The 18,626-nt window shown below is 59.3% G+C and carries 20 protein-coding genes; 10 read left to right on the top strand and 10 right to left on the bottom strand.

Features of this window, described 5'->3' with window-relative positions; translation table 11 throughout:
- The first annotated feature begins 635 nt into the window (after positions 1-635).
- On the top strand, positions 636-1,451 hold the full coding sequence (locus tag HMPREF2547_RS01535; protein ID WP_048731909.1) for a hypothetical protein: 816 nt from the start codon (positions 636-638) through the stop codon (positions 1,449-1,451).
- A gap of 38 nt (positions 1,452-1,489) precedes the next feature.
- Here HMPREF2547_RS01535 and HMPREF2547_RS01530 read toward each other — a convergent pair whose 3' ends face one another.
- Positions 1,490-1,906 carry an iron chaperone gene (locus HMPREF2547_RS01530; RefSeq protein ID WP_070604529.1) on the bottom strand — a complete coding sequence of 139 codons (417 nt, stop codon included), beginning with the start codon at positions 1,904-1,906 and terminating at the stop codon, positions 1,490-1,492.
- Between the two features lie 59 nt (positions 1,907-1,965).
- Between HMPREF2547_RS01530 and HMPREF2547_RS01525 the strand changes: the two genes are divergently transcribed.
- A complete protein-coding gene (locus tag HMPREF2547_RS01525) occupies positions 1,966-3,348 on the top strand; it encodes a DHA2 family efflux MFS transporter permease subunit (protein ID WP_070604527.1) in 1,383 nt (460 codons plus the stop codon).
- Here the strand turns inward: HMPREF2547_RS01525 and HMPREF2547_RS01520 are convergent.
- Positions 3,332-4,024 (bottom strand): AAA family ATPase, encoded by a 693-nt coding sequence (locus HMPREF2547_RS01520; RefSeq protein ID WP_070604525.1) that lies wholly within the window; start codon positions 4,022-4,024, stop codon positions 3,332-3,334. The genes HMPREF2547_RS01525 and HMPREF2547_RS01520 overlap by 17 nt on opposite strands.
- Positions 4,021-5,034, bottom strand: a complete 1,014-nt coding sequence (locus HMPREF2547_RS01515) for an App1 family protein (RefSeq protein ID WP_070604523.1) — start codon at positions 5,032-5,034, stop codon at positions 4,021-4,023. Before HMPREF2547_RS01515 ends, HMPREF2547_RS01520 begins: the two co-directional genes overlap by 4 nt.
- Before the next feature lie 93 nt (positions 5,035-5,127).
- Here HMPREF2547_RS01515 and HMPREF2547_RS01510 point away from each other — a divergent pair, with 93 nt between their 5' ends.
- Positions 5,128-5,454, top strand: a complete 327-nt coding sequence (locus HMPREF2547_RS01510) for a transglycosylase family protein (RefSeq protein ID WP_005511827.1) — start codon at positions 5,128-5,130, stop codon at positions 5,452-5,454.
- Here HMPREF2547_RS01510 and HMPREF2547_RS01505 read toward each other — a convergent pair.
- Entirely contained in the window at positions 5,451-6,680 is a 1,230-nt protein-coding gene (locus HMPREF2547_RS01505) for an HNH endonuclease signature motif containing protein (RefSeq protein ID WP_070604520.1), read from the bottom strand. The genes HMPREF2547_RS01510 and HMPREF2547_RS01505 overlap by 4 nt on opposite strands.
- A gap of 286 nt (positions 6,681-6,966) precedes the next feature.
- Between HMPREF2547_RS01505 and HMPREF2547_RS01500 the strand changes: the two genes are divergently transcribed.
- Positions 6,967-7,488 carry a GNAT family N-acetyltransferase gene (locus tag HMPREF2547_RS01500; RefSeq protein WP_070604518.1) on the top strand — a complete coding sequence of 174 codons (522 nt, stop codon included), beginning with the start codon at positions 6,967-6,969 and terminating at the stop codon, positions 7,486-7,488.
- Here the strand turns inward: HMPREF2547_RS01500 and HMPREF2547_RS01495 are convergent.
- Complete coding sequence (locus HMPREF2547_RS01495; protein ID WP_049172575.1) at positions 7,445-8,362, bottom strand: FAD-dependent oxidoreductase; 918 nt, start codon at positions 8,360-8,362, stop codon at positions 7,445-7,447. The two genes, HMPREF2547_RS01500 and HMPREF2547_RS01495, sit on opposite strands and share 44 nt — an antisense overlap.
- A gap of 54 nt (positions 8,363-8,416) precedes the next feature.
- Here HMPREF2547_RS01495 and HMPREF2547_RS01490 point away from each other — a divergent pair, with 54 nt between their 5' ends.
- Positions 8,417-9,415 carry an LLM class oxidoreductase gene (locus tag HMPREF2547_RS01490; RefSeq protein WP_049172573.1) on the top strand — a complete coding sequence of 333 codons (999 nt, stop codon included), beginning with the start codon at positions 8,417-8,419 and terminating at the stop codon, positions 9,413-9,415.
- Here HMPREF2547_RS01490 and HMPREF2547_RS01485 read toward each other — a convergent pair.
- Positions 9,399-10,436, bottom strand: a complete 1,038-nt coding sequence (locus tag HMPREF2547_RS01485; RefSeq protein WP_070604516.1) for an aldo/keto reductase — start codon at positions 10,434-10,436, stop codon at positions 9,399-9,401. The genes HMPREF2547_RS01490 and HMPREF2547_RS01485 overlap by 17 nt on opposite strands.
- A gap of 145 nt (positions 10,437-10,581) precedes the next feature.
- Between HMPREF2547_RS01485 and HMPREF2547_RS01480 the strand changes: the two genes are divergently transcribed.
- From HMPREF2547_RS01480 to HMPREF2547_RS01470, 3 genes are all read left to right on the top strand, one after another.
- Entirely contained in the window at positions 10,582-11,910 is a 1,329-nt protein-coding gene (locus HMPREF2547_RS01480; protein ID WP_070429084.1) for a PepSY-associated TM helix domain-containing protein, read from the top strand.
- Positions 11,911-11,989: 79 nt separating this feature from the next.
- Positions 11,990-12,394, top strand: a complete 405-nt coding sequence (locus HMPREF2547_RS01475; protein ID WP_083296844.1) for a hypothetical protein — start codon at positions 11,990-11,992, stop codon at positions 12,392-12,394.
- 108 nt (positions 12,395-12,502) lie between these two features.
- The gene (locus HMPREF2547_RS01470; RefSeq protein WP_049189837.1) at positions 12,503-12,838 is read left to right on the top strand and encodes a YciI family protein; all 336 of its coding nucleotides are present in this window, start codon (positions 12,503-12,505) and stop codon (positions 12,836-12,838) included.
- A gap of 1 nt (position 12,839) precedes the next feature.
- On the opposite strand, the gene HMPREF2547_RS01465 is transcribed toward HMPREF2547_RS01470, so the two are convergent.
- Positions 12,840-13,691, bottom strand: coding sequence for an SDR family NAD(P)-dependent oxidoreductase (locus HMPREF2547_RS01465; protein ID WP_070604513.1), 852 nt, complete (start codon positions 13,689-13,691; stop codon positions 12,840-12,842).
- On the bottom strand, positions 13,688-14,905 hold the full coding sequence (locus HMPREF2547_RS01460) for a saccharopine dehydrogenase family protein (RefSeq protein WP_049193394.1): 1,218 nt from the start codon (positions 14,903-14,905) through the stop codon (positions 13,688-13,690). Before HMPREF2547_RS01460 ends, HMPREF2547_RS01465 begins: the two co-directional genes overlap by 4 nt.
- Positions 14,906-15,011: 106 nt before the next feature.
- On the opposite strand from HMPREF2547_RS01460, the gene HMPREF2547_RS01455 reads away from it, so the two are divergent.
- On the top strand, positions 15,012-16,220 hold the full coding sequence (locus HMPREF2547_RS01455; RefSeq protein WP_049189830.1) for an MFS transporter: 1,209 nt from the start codon (positions 15,012-15,014) through the stop codon (positions 16,218-16,220).
- 9 nt (positions 16,221-16,229) lie between these two features.
- Here the strand turns inward: HMPREF2547_RS01455 and HMPREF2547_RS01450 are convergent, their stop codons facing one another.
- The gene (locus HMPREF2547_RS01450; protein ID WP_049172555.1) at positions 16,230-16,616 is read right to left on the bottom strand and encodes a Rieske (2Fe-2S) protein; all 387 of its coding nucleotides are present in this window, start codon (positions 16,614-16,616) and stop codon (positions 16,230-16,232) included.
- A gap of 30 nt (positions 16,617-16,646) precedes the next feature.
- Positions 16,647-17,369, bottom strand: a complete 723-nt coding sequence (locus HMPREF2547_RS01445) for a YggS family pyridoxal phosphate-dependent enzyme (protein ID WP_070429089.1) — start codon at positions 17,367-17,369, stop codon at positions 16,647-16,649.
- 84 nt (positions 17,370-17,453) lie between these two features.
- On the opposite strand from HMPREF2547_RS01445, the gene HMPREF2547_RS01440 reads away from it, so the two are divergent.
- Positions 17,454-18,620 (top strand): glycosyltransferase 87 family protein, encoded by a 1,167-nt coding sequence (locus HMPREF2547_RS01440; protein WP_246819591.1) that lies wholly within the window; start codon positions 17,454-17,456, stop codon positions 18,618-18,620.
- The last annotated feature ends 6 nt before the right edge of the window (positions 18,621-18,626 follow it).

The following is an 18,626-nucleotide window of genomic DNA, read 5'->3' as shown; positions in this document are numbered from 1 at the left end:
ATGGAATCCTCCAAGATTCCGTCCGCATCCCCTTCTGTCGTTTAACCCGAAGCAGAAGCAGATGCTGAGCTGACGTTGTTGGCTTGTCCTTTAACTCTCCTTTAACCCTGTCCGGCACTTATGGCCAGGTTTCGGGGGCTTGTCGATGTATTCCCCTGACTTATCGATGGTTTTTCGGCACTTATGCGCACGCTGTGAGCCAGGCTCTCTCACTTGTCGATGCGCTATTCACTTGTGGACACGCTGTAGCGCATCGATAGGTGAATAGCGTGGCCATAAGTCGTCGGATGCGTCGGCCAGCTAGCATTGCAACGGCTCACGAGAAGAAATGTAGAAATCTCACAACTCATTTTGTATTGAAAGTAGAAGAAAACTTGAATAGTTTTGAGATGTGCATGAGGGCAGTCGGCCCTATCTCTTAGCTGGCTGTAATGCGGTGCGCATCCCCATCTGGGGCATTGATATAGCGATGTTCAGTCATGAAATTGATTCACGGTCATATTTTGACGATCATTTGGTACCTGTTTATATCGTGAAAAATCAACCCAAGAATGTGTAAGAAGTATTAAGAGAGCTTGCATGGTGAGGAATCTTCTTCCGGGGAAAACCTGACAATTCATAATCGGAGGGCAAGCGTGAAAAGTGTATTTAGAGCAATACTGTTTACCGCAATTATTTTTGAAGGAGTTCTTTTCCTTCTTATGAATGTGGTATCTGGTTTGCCGGGTTGGGTATTCCTGTTGCCGCTGGTGGTGATGGTTGCGGCTTTTCTCTTGCTGTTTGGGGGTATGTGGCAAGACTATCTCAGAAATGGCAGGTCATGGGCTGCTTCACTGTCCGAGACGGCGAAGAAATTTGGTGTACCTCGAAAAATACTAGCGCTACTCGTTTCGGAAGTTGGTTCACTGATAGCTGCTTTCGCATTCTTTAGGCCTCAGAAAAATGTCGACAGTGAAGTCAGAGCCTTCACTGTACATAGAAACCTTCGAACTGTTGTTTTTATGATACTGGCGCTAAGCGTTGTAGAAATCAGCATTGTGCATTTTGCCATTTCTAATGCACTTTGGCGATATTTATTGCTGGTAATTAGTGTTTATGCCGTAGTTCTTCTATCTGGATTTTACGTAACTGTTCGGGACCATCCGCATCTCATAACACCGCAAGGACTCGTACTGCGAAATGGGCGAAGGCTTATTTGCGAAATTCCGTGGTCACAGTTACGTCATGCGAGCTCCGTAACGGCAGGTGAAGGAGGGGACATAGCAATTGACGAGGACGGCAATCTCAGGGTGCCTGTTTTGAGTGAAGTGAACGTCAGATTAGAAGTGGATTCGCAAGTCGTGGCAGAAGATCTTTACAAGGGGCTAATGACCGTTTTCTCGATTGAGATTTACTGCGACGACAAAGACGCATTCCTCCGCAATCTCGCTGAGGAAAGGAATGCTCATTAAATGCTTGGCAGCTTCCAGGTCTGGTAATCAACCCCGGCCTATCGCCAAAACTTGGTCATCCCGCGCTTGTCCTCCATGTTGAACTCAATCATCTTGGCCAGCAGGTCCAGCGGCATGGACTCGGCCTTGCCGTCCTTTGGCCAGGGGAAACGGACCATCATTTTTCCGTAGGAGAGGCCACGGGCATCGAAGTCGTCGGCGAACTTTTCAATACCTGCGCGTTCCGGGGCAATCGCCATGTGTTTCTTGGCGTAGGAGAAACCGATGATAAAAGTGCCATCGAGCGTGAACATCGGCTGATTCCAAGCGATGCGAACGCCCAGTTCCGGGTACTTTTCATGAACCCATTCCAACACCTCGAGAGCGACAGCGCGCTGCGTGTCATCATCTACCCGCGAGAGGTGATTGGCGAAGAACTCGGCGATGGTTTCATCGGTCATATGCTGAACAGCCATAGCCTGGATTTTACTGTGCCATCAACTAACACCCGAGCCATCAACTAACATAACTCCGAGTGGCTACAGATTTGAATACTCAGTTTGATCCCAAAAAGGCGTGGCCAGCGCTATGGACCGTGTTACTCGGCTTCTTCATGATCCTGGTCGACGCCACCATTGTCACCGTTGGTATCAACACCATCCAGCATGAACTGGGCGGTGAGCTCAACCAGGTCATGTGGGTGACCAGTGGTTATCTGCTGGCCTATGCCGTGCCGTTGCTCATTACTGGCAGGCTCGGTGACCTCTGGGGAGTCAAGCACACCTATGTAGCGGGCCTGGTTATCTTCGTGTTGGCGTCGCTGGCGTGTGGGTTGGCGCCGTCGTTAAGCATGCTGATCATTGCCCGCGTGGTGCAGGGACTGGGGGCCGCGCTGCTGACGCCGCAGACGATGGCGCTGATTACGCAGATGTTTCCGCCGGCGCATCGCGGTGCGGCGATGGGCCTGTGGGGTGCGGCGGCCGGAATTGCCTCGCTGACGGGGCCGCTGGCCGGTGGCGTGTTGATTGAGCTGCTGAGTTGGCGCTGGATTTTCCTCATTAATGTGCCGATTGGGCTGATCGGGCTCGTTTTTGCGTTCCGCTATCTGCCGACCTTTGAGACGCACCGCAACAAGATTGATTATCTCGGTGTTGTACTCAGCGCGATTGGTATGTTCCTGCTGGTCTTCGGCATTCAGGAGGGGGAGAGTGCCGGCTGGTCCGGTTGGATCTGGGCACTGATTGCCGGTGGCGTGGTGGTCCTGGCCCTGTTCACCCTGTGGGAGGCCAAGACCACGGCCGAACCGCTGATGCCGCTGTCCCTTTTTAAGGATCGCAACTTCACCATCTCCTCGCTGGCCATTGCCGTGATGGGCGCGCTGGTGGTCGCGGTTGGTTTCCCGATCATCCTCTTCGCCCAGAATGCCCGCGACCTATCGACCATCCAGGCCTCACTACTGCTCGTGCCGCAGGCGCTCATTTCCGGTGTCATGGCGCCATGGACTGGGCGAATGCTGGACCGGCTGAAGTTCCGCGAGTTCGCGCTGATCGGTTTTGGGTCCTCGCTGGTGGGCATGCTCGGGTTCCACTACCTCATCCACGAGGACCTCTCCGTGCTGTGGCTGCTACTGCCGGGCGCCGCATTCGGTGTGGCAAACGCGTTTATTTGGGGCACGCTGTCGACGGCTGCTACTCGCAACATCGACCCGTCCCTCGCCGGTGCCGCCTCCGGTGTGTACAACACCATCCGCCAGATTGGCAGTGTGCTGGGTAGCGCACTGATTGCCACCGTCATGGCGGCGGCGCTCAGCAGCAACCGTGGCGACTTCACCACCGCCATGAGTGACGCGATGTGGTTGCCGGTGGCACTGTCGGCCGTGGGTGTCGTGGCGGCGCTGGGGCTTAAGAATCCGACGTAAAACGCTCCACCATGTAGTCCGCGATGCCGACCGGATCGGCCAGGAAATCCCTGGTCGCCCGTACCGCGAGGGTGTCTTCGAAGTGGGTGGTGTCGGCGTCGTCAAGCGAAATAATCGTTGCTTCTGGCGTGGCGAGCAGGATGGGGGAATGCGTCGCCATGATGATTTGTGCGCCGGCTTCCGCGAGCGCGCCGAGGCGGCCGAGGAGCTCCAGTTGGCGTAGGACCGACAGTCCCGCCTCGGGTTCGTCAAGGAAAATCAGTGATTCGGGACTGAAGCGGCGTTCGGCCAGCGTCATGATGGATTGGCCGTGGCTCATCTGGGTGAGGTCTGCCATTTCTCTGCCACCTGGTAGCTGCCCAAGCGACTCGTAATAGCGCGCGAGGTTCAGGTGCGTGTCGCCGCGAAAGAAAAACGTATCCGGGGGATTGCGCCTGGTCAGCGCCAGTGGGACCGGGGAGGTGCGCTCTTGCGTCTTGTACCGCGAGCCGCCGTCCGTATCGACACCCATCGCCGACGCTAACGCCTCCAGTACCGTCGACTTTCCCTTGCCGTTTTCGCCGGTCAGGATGGTAATCGGCGTGGTGAAGGTCATGGGGGAGGGCAGCGCGAGCTTTACGACGTACGCCGGGAGCTCGGCATCATCGTGAATACGGGCATGGCGGAGGTAGATCATGGTTGCGGCAGCTGGTCAATCTGTTTGAGCAGTTCATAGCCGTCGGCGCCCTCGATGAACGGGACCTCCTTGTTCTCCAGCTTTTCAATTGGCACCGCCGTGCCGTGAGAGAGCACGTGCTCGCTGGGAGTGAGGTTGCGGATTGCGATGGCCGCGACCTTGTCCGGATGCTCCGCCGCGGCCGTGCCGTAGATGAGCGGGTCGTACTGGCCATCATCGCCGACGAGAATCCAGTTGATTTCGGGGAAGTCAATAAACAGGTCGCGAAGTCGCACCTTCTTGTGTTCCTTGCCCGAGCGGAACAGGCCGGTGGGCGTTGGCCCCCAGTCGGTGAGCAGCAGTGGGCCCTTCGGCAGGTTGTTGCGGTGTAGGAACTTTTTTAGTGTGCTGAAGGTGTTCCACGCTCCGGTGGAGAGATAGATGACGGGAACGTCCGTGTCCTCGTCGGTTTTGCTCGCGTAACGACGGCGAAGTTGCGCATAGAACTCGCTGAAGCCAGCGACGGCCTTGCGCTCGTCTGTCTCCTTGACCCAGGAGTTGTAGGCGGCGATGAGGGCGCGCGGCAGCATAGTGACCAAAACGGTGTCATCAATATCGGAGACGATGCCGTATTTGGTCTCCGGGGAGAGGATGAGGACCTCTGCAGGAGTGTCGTTGATGGTGATTTCGTGCCAGCCGGGTTCCAGGCCGTGATTCCTGATTAGTACCTCGATATAGCCGTTGCTATCCGTGGTGGTTTCCACCGTGCGGTCGCCGGCAGTGATGGTGACGGGAAAGTCCGCGAGTTCGACGGTAAAGAACTGCCAAAATCCGCGTTTTTTGTTTCGTTCTTCGTCTCGTTTTTTGGCCGGATCCTTCAGGAGGACACGGCCGAATACGCGAACGCGCTCTGCACTTCCGTACCCGGTGAAACCGATGATTTCCGGTTCCCAACCAGCGTTTTTGGAACGCTTGGCGGCCAGCGCGTTGATCCTTCTCTCGGTCTTGCGGACGACATCTGCCACGGACATGCTTTCCAGGATACGGGTTGACAGGACGGGGGAGGGTGCGCGTAGGTTGGTCGCCCAAGAGAAAAGTCAACCCTTTAGGAGTGTTCTCTTTTTATGCGTTTTTCCGGTAAGTTCATCGCATCCGCCGCTGTGGCAGCAGGCATGATTGCTGCCCCGACCGCCGCCGCTAACGCTGCATCAGTCAGCGCCTGGGATCAGGTTGCGGCATGTGAGTCCGGCGGAAATTGGCAGACCAATACCGGTAACGGCTACTACGGCGGACTGCAGTTCTCGCAGCAGACCTGGAGTGGCCACGGCGGTGACCAGTACGCACCGACAGCTGACCAGGCCACCAAGGAGCAGCAGATTGAGATTGGCGAGCGCGTGCTTGCCTCCCAGGGTGCTGGCGCATGGCCGAACTGCGGTGGCCCGCTGGGTTAATCCTCCCCATCATCAAAGACCAGATCTGGCACAGCCGCGAATGACAGCCACCACTTCATGTAGTGGTCATGGCGTGCTTTCGTCTTCTGGGTAGCGCGTTTGTCAAATGTCTGTCGCCCGAACCCGGCTAATGGTCCGGCCGGGACGGTCGCCGCGGTAATACCGTCGGCAGAGGACCACACCTCTGAGCCGTCCTCATAAGCGGTGATATCCCAGAGCTTGTGGGTTTTCAGGTTGTGGTGCTTCCTGCATAGGCAGTGCAGATTCTGCGTGTCGGTGGGGCCACCGGCTTCGGGGTCTTCCTGGTTGTACGGCGCGATATGGTCAATATCGCACTTATATGCTGGGACTTCGCAGCCGGGGAAGCGACATGTTCCATCGCGACCGTGGACGCGGGCGACCTGCGCTGGAGTTGGACGGTAACCATTGGTGGCGCTGTCTGCTGAGAGGCGGACATTCGTCACCTTTTGCATCCACTCCTCCGTGACCAGCGCGCCTAGCCAGCCGGCACCGTCCAGCCAGGCGTCATCACTGTGGGGCTCGCGGAAAACATTGAGCACAACTTCCGCATTGGTGCGCTGGTGGATGAGTTCCACAAATGCATCCGCCTGCGTCATTTCCTCATTCGCGCGGAAGACCGTTTCAATTGCGCACATGGCAAAATAGGCGCGGTCCGGCCGCAGTGTGAGAATGATTTGAGAGTAGCTGTCGGGACGTTCCACCAGAGTCACCGATTCCGTGTCGGTGATGGTGGGAATTGTGCCGTCGGCACGAGCGCGGTCATCCAAGTCCGCAGCAATATCACCAATTTTGGTGGTGAGCGTGCGAGGACCAATCATTGCTTGACGACGCTTCCGTGGCGTAACCAATGCCAGAATCTTCTTCTCTGCATCGGGTATTTGATCAGGCTCGATGCCGACTACGCCATGTGCAATGATGCCGAGTTGCCGCATGGATAATGCGCAGCTTTCCCGGGCATATTCCGCCAACTGTGGCATTTTCTCCAGCAACAGGCCAATGTCACAGATACGCAGTGCCTCACTGCGAGTGATTCCCAACCGAACGCTGATGCGAGCGGCATGGTTTTCAACGTCATCATCACCTGCAGGGCAGCAGGCTTCAATCAACTCAAGTTGGGCGCGGTTGGTAGCCCGCGCGAGTGCTGAGAGCTCATCTTCGGAATTCTCATGAGCCCAATATGGTTCGGTTGCTTGGTCGGACTTCATTGGATCCCCCTGGTGCTCCAATGGTTGTCGGTTTTCTTTCGAACGTACTTGCTATCATACGGGCATGTTTCTAGTTTGTAAAGAGAAATGAAAAGAAATATTGGGGAGTTCTCGAAGACGATTAGTCGACCATAAAAGCACAGTTTATCTGGGTATTTGCAGGGGGCGCGCTAGGTGGTGTCCCAAGAATACAAACAAAACACCCGTTCGAACGTAGAAGCTTGGTAATCTCGCTTTCATAAAAGCAGAGTGCAGATAACCAGCGCAGACAATGGGGAGCAAAACCGTGATCATCCGGCACGCAACGCGGGACGATGCCGCGGCAATCGCGGAGATCTACAACGAAGCCGTAATCAACACCGTCGCCATCTGGAATGATGACACTGTCAGTGCGGAGAATCGCATCGCATGGATGGAGGCGCACTGGGACAAGGGCTACCCGGTTTTCGTCGCCACGCTTGACGACGAAGTCGCTGGGTATGCCACCTTTAGCGATTTCCGTGACTTCGACGGGTTTCAGTACACGGTGGAAAACTCCATCTACGTGCATCCGAACTTTCAAGGCCGGGGAATTGGTGGCGCACTATTGAACAAGACCATTAATGCTGCCCGGGAGGCGGGAAAGCACGTTCTGGTTGCGGCGATTGAAGGCAGCAACGAGGGGTCGATTGCGCTGCACAAAAAGTATGGCTTCCAGCGCGTTGGACTATTGCCGCAGGTGGGGGCGAAGAACGGGCGCTGGTTGGACATGCTGTTGATGCAGGTCATGCTGACAGACGGGCAGCCACCCGCTCGGCCGCGCGCTTAGCAAAGGGGCCAACACCCATGATCGTGGCGGCACCGGGGCCAACCCAGTCGCCGTAGCCGACGAACTCGATGAGGTCAGAGTCGATGCTGCGGAAAGGGTCGAGCGCTGGGCGGAAACCGGTGCACCAGATGAGGTGGTCCGCGTGGACGTCGTCAAGCGAAGAAAACATGGGTGTCCAGGTGAGTGCGCCGGAGTCGCGGGCTTTGCGGACGGGCGGTAGGGCAACGATGTCGCCAATGCTGTCGGTGGCGCCCTGGCGGTAGCGTTTGAACAGGACGCGGCCGTCGACGTCGTCGGGCATCCAGCGTGGTTCGTGGCGGGTGAACCAGGTGGTGTCGATGCCGGAAAGCACCAGTTCAGAGGCTATTTGGGCGCCGGAGTTCGCCGCGCCGACAACGGCAACGCGGGAGCCTTCGAATGGCTCGGGACCTGGGTAGTTGGCCGAATGCCACTGTTTCGCGGAGGTCGTGCCGGGGTAATACGGGACGAAGGGCCGGTTGCCGGTGGCGGCGATGAGCTGTCGGGATTCGAAGTCGCCGGCATCGCTGGTGAGCTGGAAGGTGCCGTCATGGGAGACGTGCGTGACGGTGACCGGGCGCTGGACGCGCAGTTCGTAGCGCTTTTCGTAGGAGCTGAGGTAGTCAATCACGTGGGAAGCGGGCGGGAAACCGTCATAATCGGGCATCTGGATGCCCGGAAGGTTGGAAAAGTCCGGGGTGGAAAAGAGCGTCAGTGAGGGCCAGACATTGCGCCAGGAGCCGCCGGGAGCGGGCTGATTGTCCAGAATGAGCGGATCAATGCCGCGTTTGTGCAAGTAATAGGCGGTAGCGAGGGCAGCTTGGCCGCCACCGACGATGATGACATCCTCAAGCATGCTCCCAGCTTAACGACGAGTGCCGCACCTCGAGCTGTACTACCGTGGAGCACCATGAGCTCGCTGTTTGATCTTTCGGACAAGCCTATCGACGAACTACCCGGTTACCAGCGCACATTCGCGCCGGGCCGACTCACGGTAGGGCTGAGTCTGCCCATCGAGCAGGACGCCGAAGCCGAGCCCAGGGACGCGCTGAGCAACCAGATTCGGCTGATTCAGAAAGTCGAACGCGCAGGCATCGCGGCGGTCTGGGCACGCGACATCCCGCTGCGCGTGGAAACATTTGGCGACGTCGGCCAGGTCTACGACCCCTGGATGTACCTCAGCTACATCGCCGCACACACCACCGATATCGCGCTCGGCACCGGTGCAGTCGTCGTGCCCTTCCAGCATCCGCTGGTGATGGCCAAGCGCGCTGCCACACTGGACAGGCTTTCCGACGGCCGTTTCCTCTTTGGCGTTGCCACCGGTGACCGACCCGAGGAGTTCCCCGCCTTTAACCAGGACAAAGGCAAGCGCGGTGAGCGCTTCCGCGAGCATATCGAGGTCTATGAAAAGGCCCTCAGTACTAGCTACCGGCCCATCCGCTGGTCCGAGGGCAAGATGGGCGGATCCGATGTGGTGCCCAAGCCACTGGCACGCCGAGTTCCGCTGTTGGCCACTGGCTCCTGTCAGCAGAGCCTGGAGTGGAAGGCCGCGCATACCGACGGGTGGTTCATGTACCACAAGGGCCTGGAGATGCAGAAGAAAAACATCGCCAACTGGCAGGAGGCTGTGGCTCAGGAGTGCGGTGAGGACGTGTTCAAACCATTCCTGGAATCACTGTGGATTGACCTGCATGAAGATCCCGACGCCCCCGCGCAGGGCGGCCACTTCGGGTACCGCCTTGGTCGCAACAAGCTCATTGAACTGCTGCAATCCCAGCGACAGCTCGGCATCAATCACGTCAGCATCAACTTCCGCACCTCGAAGCGGGATGCGGAAGAACAGATTGATGAGCTGATCGAGTATGTGCTGCCGGCGCTCGATGAGCTCCCTACACAGACTCCGTAGCGCCCTGCCACTGATTAATCCCGCGGTCGACAGCCCACTTGTCGATTTCCGCGAGTTCTTCATCGCTAAACGGTGCAGCGTCCAGGGCGCCGAGGCTGTTCTTCAGCTGCTTCACCGAGGATGCACCGATCAGGGCTGAGGTCACTTCGTCACGGCGGAGCACCCACGAGATGGCCATCTGTGCCAGGGACTGGCCTCGTCGTGAAGCAATGGCGTTGAGCTCGCGGATGGCGGTGAGCGTGTCGTCGTTGAGGAACCCCGAGTTCATCTTGTGCGCCCCGAGACGCGAGGACTCCGGCACGCCATCCAAGTAGCGGTCGGTGAGAAGCCCCTGCGCAAGCGCGGAAAAGGCGATGACGCCCATGCCTTCGTCGGCGCAGGTTGCCAGCAGCTCGTCCTCGATCCAGCGGTTGAACATGGAGTAGCTCGGCTGGTGAATGGTCAGCGGTGTGCCCAGCTCACGGGCAATTTTCTGCGCGCGGCGAGTGAGCTCGGGGGAGTAGGAGCTAACGCCGACGTAGAGCGCGCGACCCGACCGGACGAGGAAATCGAGGGCGGCGACGGTTTCCTCGATAGGCGTATCCGGGTCGGGGCGGTGGTGGTAGAAAATGTCCACATAATCCAGGCCCATGCGCTTCAGCGAGGCATCGCAGCTGGCCACGAGGTACTTCCGCGAGCCGCCGAAGCCGTAGGGACCATCCTGCATGTACCAACCGGCTTTGGAGGAAATGATCATTTCATCGCGGTAGGGAGCGAAATCCTTGGCCATGATGCGACCGAAATTCGCCTCCGCAGAGCCCTGCGGTGGGCCGTAATTGTTGGCGAGGTCGAAGTGCGTGACGCCGTGGTCGAACGCGGTGCGCAGGATTTCACGCTGCGTCTCGAGCGGTCGGTCATCACCAAAGTTATGCCAAAGTCCCAGCGTAATGGCTGGAAGCTTCAGCCCCGTGCTGCCGGAGCGGTTGTACGGCATTGTCTCATAGCGGTTGTCATCGGCGTGGTACACGTCTGGATAAGCCATGTCTACGAGGGTACGCGTGCTTAACGACGGGTAGTTGCGCACAAGGTGGCCGACAACGAGGTGCGTGGCCGAATGGCTACCCCTGGAAGTAATAAAAGTGAGCTTGCTGGGGAACAACTGGGGCAGTTCGTCCGACTAATGAGGCATGACTTCAATAGCCACAGGCGATGCCGCTGGAACGCCAGCCGCAAACCCCGTCGCACAGACTCAGAAAAATGGTGGGCCACGAGCATTACTGCACCGAATCCATGTCGTTGCAGGCATCCTCGTTGCGCCACTACTCGTTATTGCAGCTATCACAGGCGTGGCGTATGCCCTCGCCCCGAGCATAGAAAAGGTGGTTTACCACGAAGAGCTAACCGCAACATCAAGCCTTCCCGCACAACCGCTGGAAAAGCAGGTTGAGGTCGCGCAGCGCGTGCACCCTGACCTGCCGGTGACCGCGGTGCAGGTCCCGGAAAAGCCGGGGCAGACAACGCGAGTCATGTTCAATGATGAGCAGCTGAAGTCGGAGTCCTACCGACATGCGGTGTTCGTCGACCCAGGCGACCTGAGCATCAAGGGTGACCTGGTGCAATACGGTTCCTCGGCGGCGCTGCCACTGCGGGCGTGGATCTCTGAAGGGCACCGCAGACTCTGGATTGATAGCAACTTCGGTCGCCTCTACTCCGAGACGGCAGCATCCTGGATGGGCGCACTGGCTATTGGTGGCCTCTGGCTCTGGTGGGATCGTTCGCGTCGCAAGCGGACACAGGGAACAAGTAAGAGGGCGCATCATATGCGTCGTCACGCGAATGTTGGCGTGGCGGTCAGTGTTGGACTTTTGTTCCTGACCGTCACCGGCCTGACGTGGTCGTGGGTGGCTGGAACGGGCATCGCAAAGCTGCGCGAGACGATGGACTGGTACGCACCGAAACCAGCCATGACTGCGACTGCACCAGCGAATTATGACTGGTCAGAGGCAGATAGTGTTATGAACCTCGCACGTGCCGAGGGCCTGTCCGGGAAAGTCGAACTGACACCACCGGAGGCTGGCACGGTGTGGATGGCCAAGGAAGCCCGCGAGGAATGGCGGATGGGCATTGAGACCGTCACCGTTGACGGTTCGACCGGAGCGATGGTCGATCGGATTCATTTTGCGGACTGGCCGCTGCCGGCGAAGCTGACCGAATGGCTGATTAACGCGCACATGGGCATCCTGTTCGGGTGGGTGAATCAGCTGGTCCTGGCACTGATTGGTGTCGCTCTGTTGGCGATGATTGTGCGCGGGTACGCCATGTGGTTTGGGCGCGGTCGAGGTGGCCGACCTGGCAGGCTCCCGGCGCCGACGCGTTGGCGGGACATTCGCCCGGGTGTTGCAGCAGCTGTTGTGGCGCTGTTGATTGCCTACTCGGTGGTTGCACCACTGTTTGGTGTGACGCTTGTTGGCTTCGTGATTGTTGATTGGGTCTGGCGGAAGCTGCGGAGAGGTTAGTGTAGGTTCTGTCGCCTTCGGGTTCCCTGTACCTAACGGCGTAGTCACACCCATGAAAAACACTCAGGAGGGTAAACGCATGACAAGGTATTGGGATCACAGCGGCAGTATCTACAAAGATGACGGTCAGGAAGACTGGTGCGACCCCATCACCGAGCAGCAGGCACTCGCTGAGATCGCAGAGCAGCAGGAACAGCATGACGAAAGGGCGAAGAACAAAGTCAAGGAACTGCGCGCAAGAATGAAAGCTGTCGGCGCGCAGGCCAGGCAGGCTGACGAACAGCCGTATCCAACTTTTTCTCAGCAGTCCGCCGCATACCGTGAGGGTGCACAGGCCTACAACGAGGGCAAATCTTGGCGCGATAACCCGCATGCCCCCGAGTCAGGTCTAGCAGCCCCGTGGCGCATGGGCTTCAATACCCGCAAGCAGCAGGTAGCGGAGATCAGGGCACAGCGAGCCGCCGCCGCGCAACAGGAGAACTAGGCCCTGGCCGCAAAAACGCTCAACCAAAGCTCTAAATTCCCCACAAATTCCCGGTTCCAGCCCCGCGCAATCTGTTACACTTAGCAAAACGAAACTCAGGAGCTTGGTGTGCAGTACTTTTTCACGGTCCATGGCCGCAGAGATATCAACGCGTATGACTCTGATGAGGAAATGCACGCTGCCTTTGAACGGATTGGACGCTTCAATCAGAAGCTTCAGGACGAAGGCCACTGGGTTATGTCCGGCGGGCTGGTACCGCCGGAGGATGCCATGACGGTGCTGCCGGATGGTTCACATAGTGATCTGCCGTACTACAACGCGATGACGTTCCCGTCAGCTTTTTGGATCGTCCAAGTCGCAGACGAGCAAGAGGCCATCAACCTAGCCCACGAAGCCGCGGAGGCGTGTGCGCAGGCCGTTGAAATGCGCGCCGTCGCCGATTAACTCACCGCAGCCCGTGCACCCGGCGCATGATGGTCAACATCGCTTGCGTCGGGATTCGCCGCATGAAGGGCACTGCAACGCTTGCCGACGACCCCCGCGCCACCAGAGCCAAAGGTCGCTCGGCAGATACCTCGCGCATAACCACCTCAGCAATCTCCGAAGCGGGAATGCCATCTTCCTCATTGGCATTCAACTTCGTCAGCATGCGGTGGACATCAGCAGCGTAAACGGAACCCTCATCGCCATACGTCGTCCGACGTGTAGAAATCCCCGTGTTGATGGCACCCGGCTCGACAACCGTCACCCCAATACCGAACTGCGCGACTTCACCGCGCAACGAAAGCCCAAAGCCGCGGATAGCGGCCTTCGTCGCCACGTAAGAAGAACGGTAGGACAGCGGCAACCCGCCGAGCATCGAGCCAACCAGCACAATTCGGCCACGACCGGCCTCGCGCATGCCAGGCAGCAGCTGCTGTAACAGCTCCACCTGCCCCAGAACATTGACTTGGAAGAGACGCTCAAGCGCCTCGCGGGGTAGCTCCTCGAAAGCGCCCGATTGGCTCTCACCGGCGTTGGCGACGACGACGTCGTAAGGCCCGTGGGCGACCACAGCAGCGATGTCGTCGGCGCTGGACATGTCGAGCGCCACCATCTGCACGCCCTCGGGGTGCGGCGCCTCCGCGCCCCTGCGGGACGTACCAACGACCTCGAAACCGGCCTCGACCAGTGCCTCCGCGCATGCCCAGCCGATGCCGGAGGAAGCGCCGGTCACTAACGCACGGCCGCCACCTACACTCGGCAGTTTCGGTCCGCGGGTGATATTTGCAAAAGCACCGGTCAGGCCACCAATCATCGAGCCTGCACCGCCTCAATGGTCATGCCGCCCGCGCGGAGACGGCGGGATAGGGCGTCGCCAAGCGCGACAGTGGGAGTGAGCACGCCGGTAGCGTCCGGCAGATCGTCGTGGACGAGCGCGAGGGCGGCGCTGGAAATCATGATCGCGGTGCCTGCGTACCCCGGGTCTTCCTCGAGCGACACCTTGGAACGCCAGTGAATGCCGGAAGTATCGACGGTGTAGGCCTCGATGGTGAAGCGTCCCTCGGCCTGTTCTTCAGCGCTCGGGCCCTCACCCGGCTTCGGCAGCTTCTTATCAATGAGCTTGGCCGTCGGCCCGAACGCCATCGCCGCCAGTGCCAACCTGCAGACAGCCGCAAAAATATTTGCGCGGACGAAAGCCCTCGGACCACGGCCGACATTGAGTAGCTCGCGGTAGCGGAAGGAATCACCGTAATCCGCCAGCATCGCCGAGCGCTGAACAATGCGGGTGTTGAACGGCGACATGAAGAAGGGTGCTCGCCAATGGCGGCGGAAGCGCGCCGGGCGCAGGTCGACGCCGAACTTACCCTGGTCGGGACCCGGCTCAGCCAGGGCGTACTGATCGGCGATGATGCGACGCAGCTTGGGGTCCTTCTTGGCCTGTGCAAGCTGGACGCGGACCGAATCGATAGTGCCGCCGGAGACCCCGCCCTTGACGTGCTTGAACAACAGGGTTGTCTCACCGAGCTTGGTGTGGGCCGCCTCGTGGAGCTCGCGGACAGCGACGTCGGAAGGAATCGAGTCGAAGCCGCAGGAGTGGACAATCTTCGCTCCGGTCTGCTGCGCCACCTCGTGGTTATTCGCAATGGAGTCGTGGACGAACAGCACCTCGCCACAAAGGTCGACGTAGTGAGTACCGGCCTTGGCGCACTCGGCCACCAGGGTGCGACCGTACTTCGCATACGGCCCCACAACGGTCAGCACCACCTTTGTACTGGCCGCAAGCTCAGCCACCGCCGGCTGGTCGGCAGCATCCGCAACAATGACCGGCCAGTCCGATACGCCTGCGTTCTCCGCGACGTCGGCAAGCTTCTGGGCGTTCCTGCCTGCAAGCGCCACCTTCGTCTGACCGGCGTGTTTAGCCAGATAGTCCACAATCAAACGGCCCACGAAACCCGTGGCACCGTAGACGACGATGTCGTACTCGCGGTCGTGATTGCGACTCTGTGGCTGTGCGGAAGAAGTAGTCATGCCTACGAAACTAATAAAACGAAAGCGATACCGCGGGCGAATTAAAAAGGTTTTCTGAATCCGTGTATTCAGCGAGGGGTTTGGAGGGAGGGCTAACGTAGGACAAGTGACTAGCGCTAACGAAAACCCCGAACAGATCGAAGGACTGCGGCCAGAAGATCCCGGATTCCGTCGCGCGCTTATTGCTGTGCTTTTCGCTGGCCTGGCATCGTTCCAAGCGCTCTATGCAACGCAGGCGCTACTGCCCACGCTTTCCGACGAGCTATCGGTCGACCCCGCCACCGCCGCGCTGACGGTATCCGCCACCACCGGTGGCTTGGCCTGTGCGATTATCCCGGTGTCCATTTTGTCGGAACGCTTTGGGCGCAGGCGCGTCATCGTCATCAGCGCATTTGTGGCAACGCTACTGGGGCTCGTGGTGTCAATCGCGCCGGGCATCGGTTCGATGATTGCGCTGCGCCTGTTGCAGGGCATTGTCATTGCCGGTGTGCCCGCAGTGGCTATGGCGTATGTCAGTGAGGAAGTCCACGCCGACCACGTCAGTCGCGTGATGGGGCTGTATATCTCGGGCACGACGGTCGGTGGCCTGCTCGGCCGTATCATTCCGTCCATTGTGCTGGAGTTCGCCTCCTGGCGGGTGGCGATTGCGGTCTCGGCGACGGTGGCGTTCATCTTCGCCATTCTGACCTGGTACTTCCTGCCGCAACAGCGCAGGTTTAAGCCGAAGAAACTGTCGTTTGCAGGGGAGGGGCAGGCCATTGCGCGACACTTGCGCGACCCGCGCATCCTGGCGCTGTGCGCCCTGGCGTTCCTGTTTATGGGAGCGTTTGTCTCCCTGTACAACTACCTGGGCTTCCGGCTGGGCGATAAGTTCGGGCTCTCCCCGGCACTGGCAGGGTTCGTATTTATTCTCTACCTGTCGGGCACGTGGTCGTCGGCACGCGCGGGTGTGTGGGCGAAGACGGTGAGCCGTCGCCGCCTCATCGCCATTGCGACTCTGGCCGCGTGCGTGGGCCTGGGGCTGGCGCTGCTGCCGTGGCTGCCCGCGCTGATTGTGGGCGTGCTCGTGTTCACGGCCTCGTTCTTCGTGGCGCACTCGCTGTCCTCGTCCGGCGTGGGGCTGGTGGCACAGCGCGACCGCGCCGAGGCATCATCGATGTACCTGTTCAGCTACTACGCGGGTTCGTCCATTGTCGGTTGGGTATCCGGCATGGTGTTCAGTCGCTTCGAGTGGGCAGGGCTGATTCCGTGGCTGGTGGCGCTGTCCTTCATCGCTGGTGCGTGTGCTGTGGCGGGGTTGAAGCCGCGGCGGTAGAAGATAAACCTACTTCTGGCCCACAATCAGCTCAGTGCCTTCGGCTGAAAGCGATGCCTGGCCAGCGGGCTTACGCGACGGGCCAGAAACAACCTCACCAGTAGCAATATCAAAGTGGGAGTTGTGGTTCGGGCAAATCATCACACCATTGCTGACCTCAGTGATGCGACCATTCTGGTGCGGGCAGGAGCTGGAGAAAGCGGCGAACTTGCCTTCCTCCGGCTGCGTGACGACGTAATTGCCAATCACCACACCGCCGCCAACCGGAATGTCGGCAGCGTCAACCTTTTCCACCGCAGACTTTGGTGCACAAGCGGCTACGAGTGCGCCAGCTGCAGTGGCGGCAGTTCCCAGGAGGAAACGACGACGGGAGCACGGGGAGACATCAGAACTCATGGCACTGAGATTACCTTCATTTGATTACCTTTATTTCTGATAGGAGCGCTCACCGAAGATGGCGCGTCCCACACGCACGGTGGTCGCCCCTTCGGCGATGGCTTCGCGGTAGTCGCCGGACATACCCATTGACAGTTCGTCGAGGCTGACACCCTCCGGTAAATCCCCGAGCAGACTGTCCCGCAGCTCCCGCAGCTCCGCGAAGGTCTCGCGCACATTCGGATCATTCTGGGCCGCGATGGTCATAAACCCGCGCAGACGCAAGTTCGGGTATTCGCCATCGGGGCCAAACATGCGGACAAACTCCGCCGCGTGGCTCGGCGCCAGACCCGACTTCTGCGGCTCGCGGGAGGCATTGACCTGAATCAAGACATCGAGCGTGCGCTCGGAATCGGCCAAGCGACGCTGCAGTGCTCCGGCCACCTTCGGGCGGTCCAGAGCCTGAAACTCATCAGCACAACTGACCAAGTGGCCGGCCTTATTCGTCTGCAGTGGACCAATGATGGCCATATGTGGTGCCTTGTCGCCGAAGGCCTCCCGGAATGCCTCCGCCTTGGCCACCGCTTCCTGGACGCGGTTTTCCGCCAGGCCAGCGCAGCCGGCTGCTGCGAGCTCCGGCCAGGATTCCACCAGGGCGTCGACAGGCACAGTCTTGCTGACGGGCAGCAGGCGGACCTCGGAGGGCTGGCGCCCAGCTCGTCGGCAAGCGTCGTCGATCTCGGAGCGAACCTTGCGATAGTTTTCCACGAACATACCTCCCACTCTAAGGCCTGAGTAGGAAGAACTGTGCGGTAGTGTCGAATCATGCTCATGGACAGACTCTCGACGCTTTCCGTCATGCAGAGACGGATCTTGGCAATTGTATTTGGGCTGGTGTCGCTGGTCGTTGTCATCGACTTCATCTATCTTGCGGCAACTGCCTACATGATGGACCTCGAGGTCTTCCAAGACGCCGGCTGGGCACTACGACGAGACCAGGATCTCTACTCACCAGAGTTTCCCACCAGATCGGGTTTCCGCTTCATCTACCCACCGTTTGCGGCGCTGCTGTTTTACCCGCTGACCTGGGCGGGGCCGGTGACCCTGCAGATCATCTGGACGTTCGCCACGCTGGCGGCGGTGTGGGCGATGCTGTGGATGGTCTTCACTCGTCTCGGCTCTGAGCGTCCGAAGCTGATGGCTACCTGCGTGCTCGGTGTTGTGATGCTGCTCGACCCGCTGCGCGCCAACGTGCTCTTCGGGCAGATCAACGTCTTCCTCGCGCTGCTGGTGGTCTCCGATGTGCTGGGCTTTTTGCCCAAGAAACTGCGTGGACTGGGCGTGGGTATCGCGGCGGGAATTAAGATCACCCCCGCGGCATATGCGCTGGTGTTCCTCATGCGCCGTGACTTTGCGGCCGTGGCCAAGAGCTTCTGCTGGTTCCTGGTGACCGTCGCTATTGGTTTCGCCGTGCGCTTTAAGGAGTCCATCTACTTCTGGACCGATGAGTTCTTCGCCGGCAACCGCGGTGGCGCCCCGACCTATGAGGCCAACCAGGCGTTCAGTGGTCTGCTCGCCCGTGCCGGGGTGGAGGGCACTGCGCTCGATATTGGCATCTACGGTTTCTTCCTCTTTGGTGCCATCGCCGCTGCTTTCGTGGCGTGGATCTACCACCGCAATGGCTATGAGGTCGCAGCCCTCGGTTTCGTTGCGCTGGCGGTCAGCTTCGCCGGGCCATACGCGGTCAGCCACCACTGGTCGATCGTCATGGTCTTCGTGCCGCTGGTGCTCTTCGTCCGCGAGATTGGGCACATTATTGTCGGTGTCCTGTTCATGATCGCCCACTGGTGGGCACCGTACAAGGTGTTCGTGGGCAATGACTTCGGCCACGCTGCCAATGTGGGGCAGTGGTTCTACGGCAACATGCAGGGAATCATGGGGGGCGTGCTCTTCTTCACCTGCCTGGGCTACGCAATCTACCTCTGGCGCAAGCCCAGTCGCGTGCGGGCACAGGCAGCTGCTTAACGACGG

Source organism: Corynebacterium sp. HMSC055G02 (assembly GCF_001809065.1).
Taxonomy (GTDB): Bacteria; Actinomycetota; Actinomycetes; order Mycobacteriales; family Mycobacteriaceae; genus Corynebacterium; species Corynebacterium jeikeium_D.
This window is presented reverse-complemented; position numbering and strand designations above follow the sequence as displayed.